Below are 13827 nucleotides of genomic sequence, written 5' to 3'. Positions count from 1 at the left end.
TCTATTCGCTACTCGCTACTCGCCACTCACTAAAGAAAGCACGGCAATGAACGGCCAAAACATTCGTATCCGTCTCAAGGCGTTCGACCATCGTATCCTCGATACGTCGACCCGCGAGATCGTGAACACGGCGAAGCGCACCGGCGCGCAGGTCCGCGGACCCATTCCGCTGCCCACCCGCATCGAGAAGTTCACCGTCAACCGTTCGCCCCACGTCGACAAGAAGAGCCGCGAGCAGTTCGAGATGCGCACTCACAAGCGCCTGCTCGACATCGTCGATCCGACCCCGCAGACCGTCGATGCTTTGATGAAGCTCGACCTGGCCGCCGGTGTCGACGTCGAGATCAAGCTCTAAGATTTTTGGATCCCGTTCGCTTAAGGCGGACAGAAAGAACAGGAAGCAAGCCGATGCGCTCCGGAGTGATCGCACAAAAGGTCGGGATGACGCGGGTCTTTACTGAGGCCGGCGAACATATCCCCGTGACCGTGCTGAAGCTCGGCAATTGCCAGGTCGTGGGCCACCGTACCGAAGAGAAGAACGGTTACGTGGCGCTCCAGCTTGGTTCTGGTGCCCGCAAGACCGTTTACATGCCCAAGGCGGAGCGCGGCCAGTTCGCGGTCGCCAAGGTCGAGCCGAAGCGCCGGGTCGAGGAATTCCGCGTCACCGCGGATGCCATGATCCCGGTCGGCGCCGAGATCCTTGCCGACCACTTCGTCGTCGGCCAGTTCGTCGACGTCACCGGCACCTCGGTCGGTAAGGGCTTCGCCGGCGGCATGAAGCGCTGGAACTTCGGCGGTCTGCGCGCCACCCACGGCGTCTCGGTCTCGCACCGCTCGATCGGTTCGACCGGTGGCCGTCAGGACCCCGGCAAGACCTGGAAGAACAAGAAGATGCCCGGCCACATGGGTGTCGACCGCATCACCACGCTCAACCTTCGCGTCGTTCAGCTCGATGTCGAGCGCGGCCTGATCCTCGTCGAAGGTGCCGTTCCCGGCTCCAAGGGCGGCTGGATCCGCGTGCGCGACGCCGTCAAGAAGCCGCTGCCGAAGGAAGCTCCGAAGCCCGGCAAGTTCAAGGTTGCCGGTGGCGAAGCCGAGGCTGCGGCCCAGCAGGAGGGTGCGTGAGATGGAATTGAAGGTCACCACCCTCGAAGGTAAGGAAGCCGGCTCGGTCCAGCTGTCCGACACCATTTTCGGCCTCGAGCCGCGCCAGGACATCATTGCGCGTTGCGTGCAGTGGCAGCTCAACAAGCGTCAGGCCGGCACCCACAAGGCCAAGGGCCGCGCCGAGATCTGGCGCACCGGCAAGAAGATGTACAAGCAGAAGGGCACCGGCGGTGCTCGTCACGGCTCGGCCCGCGTGCCGCAGTTCCGCGGCGGTGGCCGTGCCTTCGGTCCGGTGGTGCGTTCGCACGCCACCGATCTGCCGAAGAAGGTCCGCGCGCTGGCGCTGAAGCATGCGCTCTCGGCCAAGGCCAAGGACGGCGATCTCGTCGTGATCGAGAAGGCCGCGCTGGAAGCCGCCAAGACCAAGGCGCTGCTCGGTCACTTCTCGGGTCTGGGTCTCACCAACGCGCTGATCATCGACGGCGCCGAGCTCAACAACGGCTTCGCCGCTGCGGCCCGCAACATCCCGAACATGGACGTGCTGCCGATCCAGGGCATCAACGTCTACGACATCCTGCGCCGTCAGAAGCTCGTTCTGACCAAGGCCGCCATCGATGCGCTGGAGGCGCGCTTCAAATGACGAAGAACATCGAGGCTCGCCACTACGATGTGATCCTGTCGCCGGTCGTGACTGAAAAGGCAACGATCGCCTCGGAGCACAACAAGGTGCTGTTCAAGGTGGCCGCCAAGGCGACCAAGCCGCAGATCAAGGAAGCGATCGAGAAGCTGTTCGACGTCAAGGTCAAGAGCGTCAACACGCTGGTCCGCAAGGGCAAGACCAAGATCTTCCGCGGCAATCTCGGCTCGCAGTCGAACACCAAGCGCGCGATCGTGACCCTCGAAGAGGGCCACCGGATCGACGTCACCACCGGTCTGTAAGGTCGTACGACGATGGCACTGAAGACATTCAATCCTACGACGCCGGGCCAGCGCCAGCTGGTCATGGTCGATCGTTCGGCCCTGTACAAGGGCAAGCCGGTCAAGGCGCTCACCGAGGGCAAGCACTCCTCGGGCGGCCGCAACAACACCGGTCGCATCACCGTGCGTTTCCGTGGCGGTGGCCATAAGAAGACGCTGCGCACCGTGGATTTCAAGCGCGAGAAGATCGACGTCCCCGCGACCGTCGAGCGTCTCGAGTACGATCCGAACCGCACCGGCTTCATCGCGCTGATCAAGTATCAGGACGGCGAGCAGGCCTACATCCTGGCGCCGCAGCGCCTGGCCGTCGGTGACACCATCATCGCGGGCAACTACGTCGACGTGAAGCCGGGCAATGTCATGCCGCTCGGCAACATGCCGGTCGGCACGATCATCCACAACATCGAGGTCAAGATCGGGAAGGGCGGCCAGCTCGCTCGTTCGGCTGGCACCTACGCCCAGCTCGTCGGCCGCGACCAGGACTACGTGATCATCCGCCTGAACTCGGGCGAGCAGCGCCTGGTGCACGGCCGTTGCCGCGGCACGATCGGCGCGGTGTCGAACCCGGATCACATGAACACCTCGATCGGCAAGGCCGGCCGCAACCGTTGGCTGGGCCGCAAGCCGCATAACCGCGGTGTTTCGATGAACCCGATCGACCATCCGCACGGCGGTGGTGAAGGTCGTACCTCGGGCGGTCGCCACCCGGTCACCCCGTGGGGCAAGCCGACCAAGGGCAAGAAGACCCGCACCAACAAGTCGACCAACAAATTCATTCTCCTAAGCCGCCACAAGCGGAAGAAGTAAGGAACGCCGGACATGGTTCGTTCAGTCTGGAAAGGCCCGTTCGTCGAGGGTTCTCTGCTCAAGAAGGCAGATGCCGCCCGCGCGTCCGGCCGTCACGACGTCATCAAGATCTGGAGCCGTCGCTCGACGATCCTGCCGCAGTTCGTCGGCCTGACCTTCGGCGTCTACAACGGTCAGAAGCACGTGCCGGTGGCCGTCAACGAGGAAATGGTCGGTCACAAGTTCGGCGAGTTCTCGCCGACCCGGACCTTCCATGGCCACTCCGGCGACAAGAAAGCCAAGAAGGCTTGAGGATTAAACGATGAGCAAACCTAAGCGCGAACGGAGCCTCGCCGAAAACGAGGCCAAGGCGGTCGCCCGGATGCTGCGGGTGAGCCCGCAGAAGCTCAACCTGGTCGCCCAGCTCATTCGCGGCCGGAAGGCAGCTGCTGCGCTCGCCGATCTGCAGTTTTCGCGCAAGCGGATCGCGGTCGACGTGAAGAAGTGCCTGGAATCGGCTATCGCCAATGCCGAGAACAATCACGATCTCGACGTGGACGATCTCGTCGTGGCGCAGGCCTTCGTCGGCAATGGCCTCGTGATGAAGCGCTTCGCCGCCCGTGGCCGTGGCCGCTCGGGCCGTGTCTACAAACCATTTTCGCAGCTGACGATCATCGTTCGTCAGGTCGAAGCCGAAGCAGCCGCTTAAGGGCGCAGGAGAACACGATGGGTCAAAAGATCAATCCGATCGGTCTGCGTCTCGGCATCAACCGCACCTGGGATTCCCGCTGGTTCGCCGGCAAGCAGGAATACGGCAAGCTGCTGCACGAAGACGTCAAGATCCGTGAGATCCTGCACAAGGAGCTCAAGCAGGCGGCCGTCGCCCGCATCGTGATCGAGCGTCCGCACAAGAAGTGCCGCGTCACCATCCACTCGGCTCGTCCGGGCGTGGTGATCGGCAAGAAGGGCGCGGACATCGACAAGCTGCGCAAGAAGGTCGCGGACATCACTTCGTCCGACGTCGTCATCAACATCGTCGAGATCCGCAAGCCGGAGCTCGATGCGACGCTGGTGGCCGAGTCGATCGCGCAGCAGCTCGAGCGCCGCGTGGCGTTCCGCCGTGCCATGAAGCGCGCCGTTCAGTCGGCGATGCGTCTCGGCGCGGAAGGCATCCGCATCAACTGCTCGGGTCGTCTGGGCGGTGCGGAAATCGCGCGCATGGAGTGGTACCGCGAAGGTCGCGTGCCGCTGCACACGCTGCGCGCCGACATCGACTACGGCGTTGCGACCGCGTTCACGACCTTCGGCACCTGCGGCGTCAAGGTCTGGATCTTCAAGGGCGAGATCCTCGAGCACGATCCGATGGCCCAGGACAAGAGAATGGCCGAAGGCGAGACGGGTGGCAGTGGTGATCGTGGTGGCCGTCAGCGCCGCGATACGGCTGCAGCCTAAAGCCGCACAGGAATTTGAGGGCTTAAAGCCATGATGCAACCTAAGAAAACGAAGTTCCGGAAGGCGCATAAGGGCCGCATCCACGGCGTTGCGTCTTCGGGCGCGACGTTGGCGTTCGGCCAGTTCGGCCTGAAGGCGACCGAGCCTGAGCGCGTCACCGCGCGCCAGATCGAAGCCGCTCGCCGCGCGCTGACTCGCCACATGAAGCGCGCCGGCCGCGTCTGGATCCGCGTGTTCCCCGACGTTCCGGTGTCGAAGAAGCCGGCCGAAGTCCGCATGGGCTCCGGCAAGGGTTCGCCGGAATTGTGGGTCGCGCGCGTCAAGCCGGGCCGGGTGCTGTTCGAGATCGACGGCGTCAACACCCAGACGGCGCGTGAGGCGCTGACCCTGGCGGCCGCCAAGCTGCCGATCAAGACGCGCTTCGTCGAGCGCATTGCGGAGTAATGGCCATGGCCCAGATGAAGATCGAAGACATCCGCGCGATGAGCCCCGACCAGCAGGACGATGCCGTCCTGAACCTGAAGAAGGAGCGCTTCAACCTGCGCTTCCAGCGCGCCACCGGGCAGCTCGAGAACACCTCGCGCCTGCGCGAGGCCCGCCGTGACATCGCCCGGATCAAGACCGTCGCCGCGCAGACGCGCGCGAAGAAGAAGTAAGAGGCTTACGAAGATGCCGAAACGTACTTTGCAGGGCGTGGTCGTCAGCGACAAGCAAGCCAAGACCATCGTGGTGCGCGTCGATCGCCGCTTCACGCACCCGATCTACAAGAAGACGATCCGCCGTTCGAAGAACTACCACGCGCACGACGAGAGCAACGAGTTCAAGCCGGGCGACATGGTGTGGATCGAGGAATCGAAGCCGATTTCGAAGTTGAAGCGCTGGGTCGTGATCCGGGGCGAACACAAGAAAAGCGCCTGATCTGTTGGCTTTAGCCGACTGACTTCAGGGAAATGTTGAGCGCCGGCTGGGCTGGCGCAAAGAGAAGAGGACGAGGTGCATCAATGATTCAGATGCAGACCAACCTCGACGTGGCCGACAATTCTGGCGCACGCCGTGTCATGTGTATCAAGGTGCTCGGGGGCTCCAAGCGCCGCTACGCCACGATCGGCGACATCATCGTCGTTTCGATCAAGGAAGCAATTCCGCGTGGCAAGGTGAAGAAGGGCGACGTGATGAAGGCCGTCGTGGTGCGCGTCCGCAAGGACATCCGCCGCGCCGACGGTTCGGTCATCCGCTTCGACCGCAACGCCGCCGTTCTGATCAACAACCAGTCCGAGCCGGTCGGCACCCGTATCTTCGGGCCCGTGCCGCGCGAGCTGCGCGCGAAGAACCACATGAAGATCATCTCGCTCGCGCCGGAGGTGCTGTGATGGCTGCCAAGATCCGCAAGGGCGACAAGGTCGTCGTGCTGACCGGCCGCGACAAGGGCCGTACCGGCGAAGTGTTCGAAGTGCGTCCCGCCGCCGGCACGGCGCTGGTGCGCGGCATCAATATGGTCAAGCGTCACCAGAAGCAGACGCAGGCCCAGGAGGGCGGCATCATCTCGAAGGAGTCGCCGATCCAACTGTCCAACATCGCGTATGTCGGCAAGGACGGAAAGCCGACCCGCGTCGGATTCAAGATTCTGGCGGACGGCAAGAAGGTCCGCATCGCCAAGAGCTCGGGAGCTGAGATCGATGGCTGAGGCCGCTTACACGCCGCGCCTGCGCGCGGAATACGATGCGAAGATCCGCACGGCCATGACCGAGAAGTTCGGTTATGAGAACGTCATGCAGGTTCCGCGTCTGGAGAAGGTCGTGCTGAACATGGGCGTTGGCGATTCCGTCAACGATCGCAAGAAGGCCGAGACCGCCGCTGCCGAGCTGACCCAGATCGCTGGCCAGAAGGCGATCGTGACCTATTCGCGTATCGCGATCGCGACCTTCAAGCTGCGTGAAAACCAGCCGATCGGCTGCAAGGTCACGCTGCGCAAGGCCCACATGTACGAGTTCATCGATCGCCTGGTGACGGTCGCGCTGCCGCGCGTCCGCGACTTCCGCGGCCTGAACCCGAAGAGCTTCGACGGCCGCGGCAACTACTCGCTCGGCATCAAGGAGCACATCATTTTCCCCGAGATCGACTTCGACAAGGTCACGGAAGCCCGCGGCATGGACATCACCGTCTGCACCACGGCCAAGACCGACGAAGAGGCGAGGGCCTTGTTGACCGCTTTCAATTTCCCGTTCCGGCAGTGAGACGCTGACCTAAAGCCTCTCAAACGCGGATACCCAGGAGCCAAGCATGGCAAAGAAGAGTTCAGTCGAGAAGAACAACCGGCGCAAGCGGATGGTGAAGAACGCCGCCGCCAAGCGCGAGCGGTTGAAGGCGATCATCGCCGACAAGAAGCTGCCGATGGAGGAGCGTTTCGCTGCGACGTTGAAGCTGGCGGAAATGCCGCGCAACTCGTCGGCAACCCGCATCCGCCTGCGTTGCGAGCTGTCGGGTCGCCCGCGCTCGAACTACCGCAAGAACAAGCTGTCCCGTATCGCGCTGCGCGAACTTGGCTCCAAGGGCATGGTCCCGGGCCTCGTGAAGTCCAGCTGGTAAGGAGGGTCGTTTAGATGTCTACGCACGATCCAATCAGCGATCTGATCACCCGTATCCGCAACGCGCAGATGCGCTCCAAGACCAAGGTCTCCACGCCTGGCTCGAAGATGCGCGAGAACGTGCTCGAGGTCCTCAAGTCCGAGGGCTACATCCGCGGTTACGCCACGCTCGAGCATTCCTCGGGCCGCAGCGAGATCGAGATCGAGCTGAAGTATTTCGACGGCGAGCCCGTCATCCGCGAGATCGAACGTGTTTCCAAGCCCGGGCGTCGCGTCTACGCCTCGGTGAAGAACCTGCCGCGGGTCAACAACGGGCTCGGCATTTCGGTGTTGTCGACGCCGAAGGGGATCATGGCCGACCACAGCGCGCGCGACGCGAATGTGGGCGGTGAAGTCCTCTTCACGGTGTTCTGAGAAGGATTTTTGATCCATGTCACGTGTTGGCAAAAGGCCTGTGGCGGTGCCGTCGGGTGTTACCGCGACCGTCGATGGGCAGACCGTCAAGATGAAGGGGCCGAAGGGCCAGCTTCAGTTCGTCGTTCATGACGACGTCGAGGTGAAGCTCGAGAGCGGCCAGATCAAGGTCAAGCCGCGGCTCGAGACCAATCGCGCGCGCGCGCTCTATGGTACCGCTCGCGCCCAGGTCGCGAATCTGGTCGAAGGCGTCACCAAGGGCTTCGAGAAGAAGCTCGAGATCACCGGCGTCGGTTACCGCGCCGCGATGCAGGGCAAGAACCTGCAGCTCGCGCTCGGCTACAGCCACGACGTGATCTACACGATCCCCGAGGGGATCACGATCACCGTGCCGAAGCCGACCGAAATCACGGTGGCGGGCAGCGACATCCAGCGCGTCGGCCAGGTTGCGGCCGAGATCCGCGGTTATCGCCCGCCGGAGCCCTACAAGGGCAAGGGCGTGAAGTATGTTGGCGAATTCATCTTCCGCAAGGAAGGCAAGAAGAAGTAACGGAGCCGGTCATGTCCAAAGCCAAGGTTACCAATGCCCGGCGCAAGCGGAGTGTGCGGCTGAAGCTGCGCCGCTCCGGTGGTGGTCGTCCGCGTCTGTCGGTGTTCCGCTCGTCCAAGCACATCTACGCCCAGGTCATCGACGACCTCAAGGGCGAGACGCTGGCCTCTGCCTCGTCGCTCGAGAAGTCGATGCGCGACGGCGGCAAGACCGGCGCCGACATCGATGCAGCGAAGGCGGTCGGCAAGCTGCTGGCCGAGCGCGCCGCCGAGAAGGGCGTCAAGGAAGTCGTGTTCGATCGCGGCAGCTACCTCTACCACGGGCGCGTCAAGGCTCTTGCCGACGCGGCGCGTGAGAGCGGGCTGAGCTTCTAACAGAATTTGAGGATTGAGGCGCAAGCCTCTGAAGGATTGGAAAAATGGCAGAACGCGAACAACGTGGTGGACGCGATCAACGCGGCGGCGGCGGACGTGAACGCAGGGAGCGCGAGGAGCGCGACAGCGAGTTCGTCGACAAGCTCGTCCACATCAACCGCGTGGCCAAGGTCGTCAAGGGCGGCAAGCGCTTCGGGTTCGCAGCGCTGGTCGTGATCGGCGACCAGAAGGGCCGCGCCGGCTTCGGTCACGGCAAGGCGCGCGAAGTGCCGGAAGCGATCCGCAAGGCCACCGAGTCCGCCAAGCGCAACCTGACCCGCGTCTCGCTGCGCGAGGGCCGCACGCTCCATCACGACATCGCCGGCCGTCACGGCGCGGGCCGTGTCTACCTGCGTGCAGCTCCCGCCGGTACCGGCATCATCGCCGGCGGCCCGATGCGTGCCGTGTTCGAGACGCTCGGCGTCCAGGACGTGGTCGCCAAGTCGATCGGCTCGTCGAACCCCTACAACATGGTTCGCGCGACCTTCGACGCGCTGAAGCATCAGGATTCGCCGCGTTCGGTCGCAGCCCGCCGCAACATCAAGGTGTCCACTCTGCAGTCCCGCCGTATCGGTGGTGATGCCGAGGCGGCCGCCGACTAACGGAAGCTCTGGAGTAGACTCCCATGGCCAAGGCCAGCAAGACGATCAAGCTTGAGCAGACCGGCAGCGCGATCCGCCGCCATCACTCGCAGCGCTCGACGCTGATCGGGCTCAAGCTCAACAAGATCGGTCGCACCAGCGAACTGCAGGACACCCCGGCGGTCCGTGGCATGATCGAGAAGGTTCACCATCTCGTCCGCATCGTCGACGAGAAGTAAATAAGGAGAAGGGCGATGAAGCTCAGCGATATCGCCGACAACGCCGGCTCGCGCAAGAAGCGCATGCGCGTCGGCCGTGGCATCGGTTCGGGCAAGGGCAAGCAGTCCGGCCGCGGCGGCAAGGGCCAGACCGCGCGTTCCGGCGTGCGCATCAAGGGTTTCGAAGGCGGCCAGATGCCGATGCATCGCCGTCTGCCCAAGCGCGGCTTCAACAACATCTTCCGCGTCGAGTTCGCCGAGATCAATCTCGACCGGCTCCAGGAAGCGGTCGACGCCAAGAAGATCGACGCCGGCAGCGTCGTGAACGTCGAGGCCCTGGTGAAGGGCGGCGTGCTGCGCCGCGCCAAGGCCGGCCTGCGGCTGCTCGGCCGCGGCGAGCTCAAGTCCAAGCTCAACATCGAAGTCCACGGCGCCACCAAGACCGCGATCGCCGCGGTCGAGAAGGCCGGCGGCTCGGTGAAGATCCTCGCCCCTGCCAAGGAAGAAGGCGAGGCGGCGTAACAACTGCGTCATTGGCCCGCGGCTAGCGGGCCTTTACGCGTGCGGGACGTGGACTTATCGAAGCCGAGCCCCAGATAATGTCCGGTGTCCGGTATAATGTAGCCCGGCCGCGGGCATGACGGCGCAATAGGCGGCGGGAGAAAGTCCAAGATGGCCTCTGCAGCGGAACAACTGGCAGCCAATCTCAATTTCGGTGCGTTTGCCAAGGCTGACGAACTGAAGAAGCGCATCTGGTTCACCCTGGGTGCGCTGCTCGTTTATCGGCTCGGGACCTACATCCCGCTCCCCGGCATCGATCCCAATATCTGGGAGCAGGTGTTCCGTTCCCAGGCGGGTGGCATCCTCGGCATGTTCAACATGTTCGCCGGCGGCGGCATCCACCGCATGGCGATCTTCGCGCTGAACATCATGCCGTATATCTCGGCCTCGATCATCATCCAGCTCCTCACCACCGTCTCGCCGCAACTCGAGGCGCTGAAGAAGGAAGGTGAGTCCGGCCGCAAGCTGCTGAACCAGTACACCCGCTATCTCACGGTGATCCTGGCCGCGTTCCAGTCCTACGGCATCGCGGTAGGCCTCGAGGGCGCCGGCAACGTCGTCAGCGACCCCGGCCTGTTCTTCCGCCTGTCCACCGCGATCACGCTGACCGGCGGCACCATGTTCCTGATGTGGCTGGGCGAGCAGATCACCTCGCGCGGCATCGGCAACGGCATCTCGCTGATCATTCTCGCCGGTATCGTCGCCGAGCTGCCCGCCGCGCTCGCCAACATGCTCGAGCTCGGCCGTCAGGGCGCGATGTCGACCGGCCTGATCCTGGTCGTCATCATCATGGCGGTCGCCGTGATTGCCTTCATCGTGTTCATGGAGCGGGCGCAGCGCCGTCTCCTGATCCAGTATCCGAAGCGCCAGGTCGGCAACAAGATGTTCGAGGGCCAGTCCTCGCATCTGCCGCTCAAGCTCAACACCTCCGGCGTGATCCCGCCGATCTTCGCGTCCTCGCTGCTGCTGCTGCCGACGACGGTTGCGAACTTCAACGCGGGCAGCGGGCCGGAATGGTTCCAGTGGATCACGACCCAGCTCGGCCACGGCCGTCCGCTGTTCCTGATCATGTATCTGGCGCTGATCGTGTTCTTCGCCTTCTTCTACACCGCGATCGTGTTCAACCCGACCGAGACCGCGGACAATCTGAAGAAGCACGGCGGTTTCATTCCGGGCATCCGTCCCGGCGAGCGCACTGCGGAATATATCGACTACGTGCTCTCGCGTATCACCGTGCTTGGTGCGATTTATCTCGCGATCGTCTGCTTGATCCCGGAGATCCTGATCTCCTACGCCTCGGTGCCGTTCTACTTCGGCGGTACCTCACTGCTGATCGTGGTCAGCGTCACCATGGATACGGTGGCACAGGTGCAGGGCTATCTGCTGGCGCACCAGTATGAAGGCCTGATCCGCAAGTCGAAGCTGCGCGGCCGCCGTAGATGAGCAGGGAGCTCGCGCGCCGAATCGCTTTCACGATCGGCGCGCTGCTCCTCTTCAGGCTCGGCACCCAGATTCCGGTCGCGGGTGTTGCTGTGCATGGCGGGTTCGCGGCAAACAAGATCGCCCCGCTTTCGATCTTCTCGCTGTCCCTGTTTCCTTATCTGACTGCCGCAATGCTTGTTCAGCTCGTCGCTGTGGTGTGGCGAAGGCTGAGGGCGCTCGAACGATCGGGCGAGGCCGGTCGGCGCAAGCTGGCGCGTATCACCCTGATCCTGACGTTGCTCCTTGCTACGTTTCAGGCCTTTGGCATCGCCTCGACCATGCGGCAAATGCCGGGACTTGTCGTCCATCCCGGCGACTGGTTCGTCTTGAGCGCCACGGTCTCGCTTGTCGGCGGCGTGTTCGTTCTGATCTGGCTCAGTGAGCAGATCACGCGTCGCGGAATCGGCAATGGCCTCGCGCTCGTCCTAACCGTCAGCATCGTGGCTTCGCTGCCGTCCGATGTTGCGACCCTCCTCACCCAGCTGCGACGAGGAGCGATCTCCGGCAATGTTCTGGCGAGCAACGCGGTCTTCCTGATCGTGGTGGTCGCGCTGATCGTCTTCGTCGAGCGCGCGCGGCGTAACGTTCCGGTGCAGTTTGCCGCGCGCCGCGTCGGGGAGCGCTCGCTGCCTTCGCGTTCGGCGGTGCTGCCGCTCAAGATCAACAGCGCCGGTTACCTGTTGCCCGTGACCGTCGCGCCCTGGGCGATCTCGCTGCCAGTGATTTTTGCCGGCTTCATCTTCGGTGCCGATGACGGATCCTGGGTCGAAACCATCAGCGCGCATCTTCAGTTCGGCGAGAAGGCTCACATCGTTTTCGGATCGATCGCGGTATTCGCGCTGGCCTTCGTCTACACGGCCTTTGTCATCGATCCCGATCATGCTGCCGAATCGCTTGCCCGGCAGGGCGGCGTGATTCCCGGCGTCACGCCGGGCGAGGCAACAGCTAGCTATCTCGACCACGTGGTGTCGCTGACCACCGTGATCGGCGCCAGCTACCTGACTGCGCTTTCGTTGATTCCCGAGGTGTTCTTGGCCTACGGGAATGCGCTAGTTTATAAAATGGGTGGTGGTGCGGCGCTGATTGTGGTTTGCACTATTCTCGATCTTCAAACACAGGTGCGCGAGGTATCGCTCACCAATCCGGGGGGCGTACGCCGATGAGAATTATACTTCTGGGACCGCCGGGGTCGGGCAAGGGGACCCAGGCGCAGCTCTTGGTGCAGCGTTATGGCATCGTCCAGCTCTCGACCGGCGAGATGCTGCGTGCCGCGGTTGCGGCCGGTACGCCGGTCGGGCTGAAGGCCAAGGAGATCATGGCCAGCGGTGGTCTCGTACCCGACGAGGTCGTGGTCGGAATCATCTCGGATCGGATCGACCAGCCGGATGCCCGCAACGGCTTCATCCTCGACGGTTTCCCGCGCACCGTGCCGCAGGCCGAGGCGCTGGACGAGTTGCTCAAGCACAAGCACCTCAAGCTCGACGCCGTGATCGAGCTTCGCGTCAACGAGAGCGCGCTCCTGAACCGTGTCGAGACCCGCGTCGCCCAGATGCGTGAGCGCGGGGAGGAGGTCCGACTCGACGACACGCCGGAGGTCCTGACCAAGCGGTTAGCCAGCTACCGCAACCAGACGGAACCGCTGATTCACTACTATTCCGAGCGGCGGAAGCTTTCGACCATCGACGGTATGATGGCCATCGACGAGGTCACCCGCGCCATCCATCGCCAGCTCCTGGCGCTGGGGGCGGTCGAGCCCAAGACCCACGCCAAAAGCGCAGCCAAGGCGGGCCCGGCCAAGCAGGCCAAGGCGGGCAAGAGCAAGACGGCCCGGAAAACAGCCCCAAAACCGGCCAAAACGAACAAAAAACCCGCCAAATCGGCCAAAAAGGCCGCCAAGAGGGCGGTGAGGGGTCCCAAGAAGACGGCCAAGAAAGCCGGCAAGAAGGCCGCCGGGAAGACCGTCAAGAAAGCGGCGAAAAAGGCAGCCCAAAAGACCGCCAAGAAGGCTTTCAAAAAGGGTGCCAGAAAGGCCGCAAAAAAGGTCACGAAAAAGCGAGCTAAGCGCTAGCGGCGGTTGACGAAAGCCCCTGGAATCCCCTAATAAGCCCCGCATCCAAGTCGGATAGTTTCAAACGATGCCGGGCCCCAGGAAGACCAGGGGTGGGCGTCGTGTTCGCGTTTGTGAACACCTGCCCGAGAAACCAAGCACTTAAAGACCGATTCCTGACGAGGGATCGGCAACAGGAGAGAAGGCCGTGGCCCGTATTGCCGGCGTGAACATCCCGACCAACAAGCGCGTGCTGATCGCGCTCCAGTACATCCATGGCATCGGCCAGAAGATCGCCGGTGAGATCCTGGAGAAGGTGAAGATCCCCGTGGATCGTCGCGTCAATCAGCTGAGCGACGCCGAAGTGCTCCAGATCCGCGAAGTGATCGACCGCGACTATCTCGTCGAGGGCGACCTGCGTCGTGAGGTCGGCATCAACATCAAGCGTCTGATGGACCTCGGCTGCTATCGCGGCCTGCGTCATCGTCGCGGCCTGCCGGTGCGCGGCCAGCGCACCCACACCAATGCGCGCACGCGCAAGGGTCCGGCCAAGGCCATCGCCGGCAAGAAGAAGTAAGTTTTCGAATCCAATCGCGGCGTGTGGCGAACAGGGATGACCCGTTCGCCACGCGCCTTTCGTTCCACAGGTGTAG

25 protein-coding genes are annotated in these 13827 nt (G+C 63.3%); all 25 read left to right on the top strand.

Going from position 1 to position 13827, the window contains the following annotated elements; genetic code table 11:
• The first annotated feature begins 46 nt into the window (after positions 1 to 46).
• The 25 genes from rpsJ (at position 47) to rpsM (ending at position 13751) form a co-directional block, all read left to right on the top strand.
• Positions 47 to 355 carry a 30S ribosomal protein S10 gene (rpsJ, locus tag GGD65_RS05830; RefSeq protein ID WP_002712302.1) on the top strand — a complete coding sequence of 103 codons (309 nt, stop codon included), beginning with the start codon at positions 47 to 49 and terminating at the stop codon, positions 353 to 355.
• Between the two features lie 53 nt (positions 356 to 408).
• Positions 409 to 1125: a 50S ribosomal protein L3 gene (gene rplC / locus GGD65_RS05825; RefSeq protein ID WP_018322262.1), complete on the top strand. Its 717-nt coding sequence runs from the start codon at positions 409 to 411 to the stop codon at positions 1123 to 1125.
• 1 nt (position 1126) lies between these two features.
• Positions 1127 to 1747 (top strand): 50S ribosomal protein L4, encoded by a 621-nt coding sequence (gene rplD, locus GGD65_RS05820; protein WP_020508797.1) that lies wholly within the window; start codon positions 1127 to 1129, stop codon positions 1745 to 1747.
• Positions 1744 to 2046, top strand: coding sequence for a 50S ribosomal protein L23 (locus tag GGD65_RS05815; RefSeq protein ID WP_018322264.1), 303 nt, complete (start codon positions 1744 to 1746; stop codon positions 2044 to 2046). Before rplD ends, GGD65_RS05815 begins: the two co-directional genes overlap by 4 nt.
• Positions 2047 to 2058: 12 nt before the next feature.
• Positions 2059 to 2892 (top strand): 50S ribosomal protein L2, encoded by an 834-nt coding sequence (gene rplB / locus GGD65_RS05810; RefSeq protein ID WP_018322265.1) that lies wholly within the window; start codon positions 2059 to 2061, stop codon positions 2890 to 2892.
• A gap of 12 nt (positions 2893 to 2904) precedes the next feature.
• Entirely contained in the window at positions 2905 to 3183 is a 279-nt protein-coding gene (rpsS, locus tag GGD65_RS05805) for a 30S ribosomal protein S19 (RefSeq protein WP_008136357.1), read from the top strand.
• Between the two features lie 10 nt (positions 3184 to 3193).
• Positions 3194 to 3580, top strand: a complete 387-nt coding sequence (gene rplV / locus GGD65_RS05800) for a 50S ribosomal protein L22 (RefSeq protein WP_008136353.1) — start codon at positions 3194 to 3196, stop codon at positions 3578 to 3580.
• Between the two features lie 17 nt (positions 3581 to 3597).
• Positions 3598 to 4323, top strand: coding sequence for a 30S ribosomal protein S3 (rpsC, locus tag GGD65_RS05795; RefSeq protein ID WP_014494500.1), 726 nt, complete (start codon positions 3598 to 3600; stop codon positions 4321 to 4323).
• Positions 4324 to 4353: 30 nt separating this feature from the next.
• A complete protein-coding gene (gene rplP, locus GGD65_RS05790; protein WP_008136349.1) occupies positions 4354 to 4767 on the top strand; it encodes a 50S ribosomal protein L16 in 414 nt (137 codons plus the stop codon).
• A 5-nt stretch (positions 4768 to 4772) separates the two neighbouring features.
• Positions 4773 to 4979, top strand: a complete 207-nt coding sequence (gene rpmC / locus GGD65_RS05785) for a 50S ribosomal protein L29 (RefSeq protein WP_026202715.1) — start codon at positions 4773 to 4775, stop codon at positions 4977 to 4979.
• Positions 4980 to 4992: 13 nt separating this feature from the next.
• Positions 4993 to 5241 (top strand): 30S ribosomal protein S17, encoded by a 249-nt coding sequence (gene rpsQ / locus GGD65_RS05780; RefSeq protein ID WP_007603028.1) that lies wholly within the window; start codon positions 4993 to 4995, stop codon positions 5239 to 5241.
• A gap of 83 nt (positions 5242 to 5324) precedes the next feature.
• Positions 5325 to 5693, top strand: coding sequence for a 50S ribosomal protein L14 (rplN, locus tag GGD65_RS05775; RefSeq protein WP_007603030.1), 369 nt, complete (start codon positions 5325 to 5327; stop codon positions 5691 to 5693).
• The gene (gene rplX / locus GGD65_RS05770; protein ID WP_014494502.1) at positions 5693 to 6007 is read left to right on the top strand and encodes a 50S ribosomal protein L24; all 315 of its coding nucleotides are present in this window, start codon (positions 5693 to 5695) and stop codon (positions 6005 to 6007) included. The genes rplN and rplX overlap by 1 nt, the downstream gene beginning before the upstream one ends.
• Positions 6000 to 6557, top strand: a complete 558-nt coding sequence (gene rplE / locus GGD65_RS05765) for a 50S ribosomal protein L5 (protein ID WP_183234625.1) — start codon at positions 6000 to 6002, stop codon at positions 6555 to 6557. The genes rplX and rplE overlap by 8 nt, the downstream gene beginning before the upstream one ends.
• Before the next feature lie 46 nt (positions 6558 to 6603).
• Positions 6604 to 6909 carry a 30S ribosomal protein S14 gene (rpsN, locus tag GGD65_RS05760; RefSeq protein WP_018322268.1) on the top strand — a complete coding sequence of 102 codons (306 nt, stop codon included), beginning with the start codon at positions 6604 to 6606 and terminating at the stop codon, positions 6907 to 6909.
• Between the two features lie 14 nt (positions 6910 to 6923).
• Positions 6924 to 7322 carry a 30S ribosomal protein S8 gene (gene rpsH, locus GGD65_RS05755; RefSeq protein ID WP_018322269.1) on the top strand — a complete coding sequence of 133 codons (399 nt, stop codon included), beginning with the start codon at positions 6924 to 6926 and terminating at the stop codon, positions 7320 to 7322.
• 16 nt (positions 7323 to 7338) lie between these two features.
• Positions 7339 to 7872 carry a 50S ribosomal protein L6 gene (gene rplF / locus GGD65_RS05750; RefSeq protein ID WP_018322270.1) on the top strand — a complete coding sequence of 178 codons (534 nt, stop codon included), beginning with the start codon at positions 7339 to 7341 and terminating at the stop codon, positions 7870 to 7872.
• Between the two features lie 11 nt (positions 7873 to 7883).
• Positions 7884 to 8246, top strand: a complete 363-nt coding sequence (gene rplR / locus GGD65_RS05745) for a 50S ribosomal protein L18 (protein WP_007603036.1) — start codon at positions 7884 to 7886, stop codon at positions 8244 to 8246.
• 44 nt (positions 8247 to 8290) lie between these two features.
• Positions 8291 to 8887 (top strand): 30S ribosomal protein S5, encoded by a 597-nt coding sequence (rpsE, locus tag GGD65_RS05740; RefSeq protein WP_018322271.1) that lies wholly within the window; start codon positions 8291 to 8293, stop codon positions 8885 to 8887.
• 23 nt (positions 8888 to 8910) lie between these two features.
• Complete coding sequence (gene rpmD, locus GGD65_RS05735; protein WP_018322272.1) at positions 8911 to 9105, top strand: 50S ribosomal protein L30; 195 nt, start codon at positions 8911 to 8913, stop codon at positions 9103 to 9105.
• 15 nt (positions 9106 to 9120) lie between these two features.
• Positions 9121 to 9606: a 50S ribosomal protein L15 gene (gene rplO, locus GGD65_RS05730; RefSeq protein WP_018322273.1), complete on the top strand. Its 486-nt coding sequence runs from the start codon at positions 9121 to 9123 to the stop codon at positions 9604 to 9606.
• Positions 9607 to 9756: 150 nt separating this feature from the next.
• Positions 9757 to 11088: a preprotein translocase subunit SecY gene (secY, locus tag GGD65_RS05725; protein WP_018322274.1), complete on the top strand. Its 1332-nt coding sequence runs from the start codon at positions 9757 to 9759 to the stop codon at positions 11086 to 11088.
• A complete protein-coding gene (locus GGD65_RS05720) occupies positions 11085 to 12290 on the top strand; it encodes a preprotein translocase subunit SecY (RefSeq protein WP_183234624.1) in 1206 nt (401 codons plus the stop codon). Before secY ends, GGD65_RS05720 begins: the two co-directional genes overlap by 4 nt.
• On the top strand, positions 12287 to 13195 hold the full coding sequence (locus tag GGD65_RS05715) for an adenylate kinase (protein ID WP_183234623.1): 909 nt from the start codon (positions 12287 to 12289) through the stop codon (positions 13193 to 13195). Before GGD65_RS05720 ends, GGD65_RS05715 begins: the two co-directional genes overlap by 4 nt.
• A gap of 187 nt (positions 13196 to 13382) precedes the next feature.
• Complete coding sequence (gene rpsM / locus GGD65_RS05710; protein ID WP_008549231.1) at positions 13383 to 13751, top strand: 30S ribosomal protein S13; 369 nt, start codon at positions 13383 to 13385, stop codon at positions 13749 to 13751.
• Positions 13752 to 13827: the final 76 nt, after the last annotated feature.

Source organism: Bradyrhizobium sp. CIR18 (genome assembly GCF_014198295.1).
Classification (GTDB): Bacteria; Pseudomonadota; Alphaproteobacteria; order Rhizobiales; family Xanthobacteraceae; genus Bradyrhizobium.
This window is presented reverse-complemented; position numbering and strand designations above follow the sequence as displayed.

Bases quoted from the DNA above. Each gene is read 5' to 3' on its own strand.
- rplR (WP_007603036.1), top strand. From the start codon at position 7,884: ATGTCCAAAGCCAAGGTTACCAATGCCCGGCGCAAGCGGAGTGTGCGG.
- rpsJ (WP_002712302.1), top strand. From the start codon at position 47: ATGAACGGCCAAAACATTCGTATCCGTCTCAAGGCGTTCGACCATCGT.
- GGD65_RS05720 (WP_183234624.1), top strand. From the start codon at position 11,085: ATGAGCAGGGAGCTCGCGCGCCGAATCGCTTTCACGATCGGCGCGCTG.
- rplB (WP_018322265.1), top strand. From the start codon at position 2,059: ATGGCACTGAAGACATTCAATCCTACGACGCCGGGCCAGCGCCAGCTG.
- rpsH (WP_018322269.1), top strand. From the start codon at position 6,924: ATGTCTACGCACGATCCAATCAGCGATCTGATCACCCGTATCCGCAAC.
- rpmD (WP_018322272.1), top strand. From the start codon at position 8,911: ATGGCCAAGGCCAGCAAGACGATCAAGCTTGAGCAGACCGGCAGCGCG.
- rpsE (WP_018322271.1), top strand. From the start codon at position 8,291: ATGGCAGAACGCGAACAACGTGGTGGACGCGATCAACGCGGCGGCGGC.
- rplP (WP_008136349.1), top strand. From the start codon at position 4,354: ATGATGCAACCTAAGAAAACGAAGTTCCGGAAGGCGCATAAGGGCCGC.
- GGD65_RS05815 (WP_018322264.1), top strand. From the start codon at position 1,744: ATGACGAAGAACATCGAGGCTCGCCACTACGATGTGATCCTGTCGCCG.
- rplD (WP_020508797.1), top strand. From the start codon at position 1,127: ATGGAATTGAAGGTCACCACCCTCGAAGGTAAGGAAGCCGGCTCGGTC.
- rpsS (WP_008136357.1), top strand. From the start codon at position 2,905: ATGGTTCGTTCAGTCTGGAAAGGCCCGTTCGTCGAGGGTTCTCTGCTC.
- rplN (WP_007603030.1), top strand. From the start codon at position 5,325: ATGATTCAGATGCAGACCAACCTCGACGTGGCCGACAATTCTGGCGCA.
- secY (WP_018322274.1), top strand. From the start codon at position 9,757: ATGGCCTCTGCAGCGGAACAACTGGCAGCCAATCTCAATTTCGGTGCG.
- rplV (WP_008136353.1), top strand. From the start codon at position 3,194: ATGAGCAAACCTAAGCGCGAACGGAGCCTCGCCGAAAACGAGGCCAAG.
- rpsQ (WP_007603028.1), top strand. From the start codon at position 4,993: ATGCCGAAACGTACTTTGCAGGGCGTGGTCGTCAGCGACAAGCAAGCC.
- rplO (WP_018322273.1), top strand. From the start codon at position 9,121: ATGAAGCTCAGCGATATCGCCGACAACGCCGGCTCGCGCAAGAAGCGC.
- rplC (WP_018322262.1), top strand. From the start codon at position 409: ATGCGCTCCGGAGTGATCGCACAAAAGGTCGGGATGACGCGGGTCTTT.
- rpsN (WP_018322268.1), top strand. From the start codon at position 6,604: ATGGCAAAGAAGAGTTCAGTCGAGAAGAACAACCGGCGCAAGCGGATG.
- rpsC (WP_014494500.1), top strand. From the start codon at position 3,598: ATGGGTCAAAAGATCAATCCGATCGGTCTGCGTCTCGGCATCAACCGC.
- GGD65_RS05715 (WP_183234623.1), top strand. From the start codon at position 12,287: ATGAGAATTATACTTCTGGGACCGCCGGGGTCGGGCAAGGGGACCCAG.
- rplX (WP_014494502.1), top strand. From the start codon at position 5,693: ATGGCTGCCAAGATCCGCAAGGGCGACAAGGTCGTCGTGCTGACCGGC.
- rplF (WP_018322270.1), top strand. From the start codon at position 7,339: ATGTCACGTGTTGGCAAAAGGCCTGTGGCGGTGCCGTCGGGTGTTACC.
- rplE (WP_183234625.1), top strand. From the start codon at position 6,000: ATGGCTGAGGCCGCTTACACGCCGCGCCTGCGCGCGGAATACGATGCG.
- rpmC (WP_026202715.1), top strand. From the start codon at position 4,773: ATGGCCCAGATGAAGATCGAAGACATCCGCGCGATGAGCCCCGACCAG.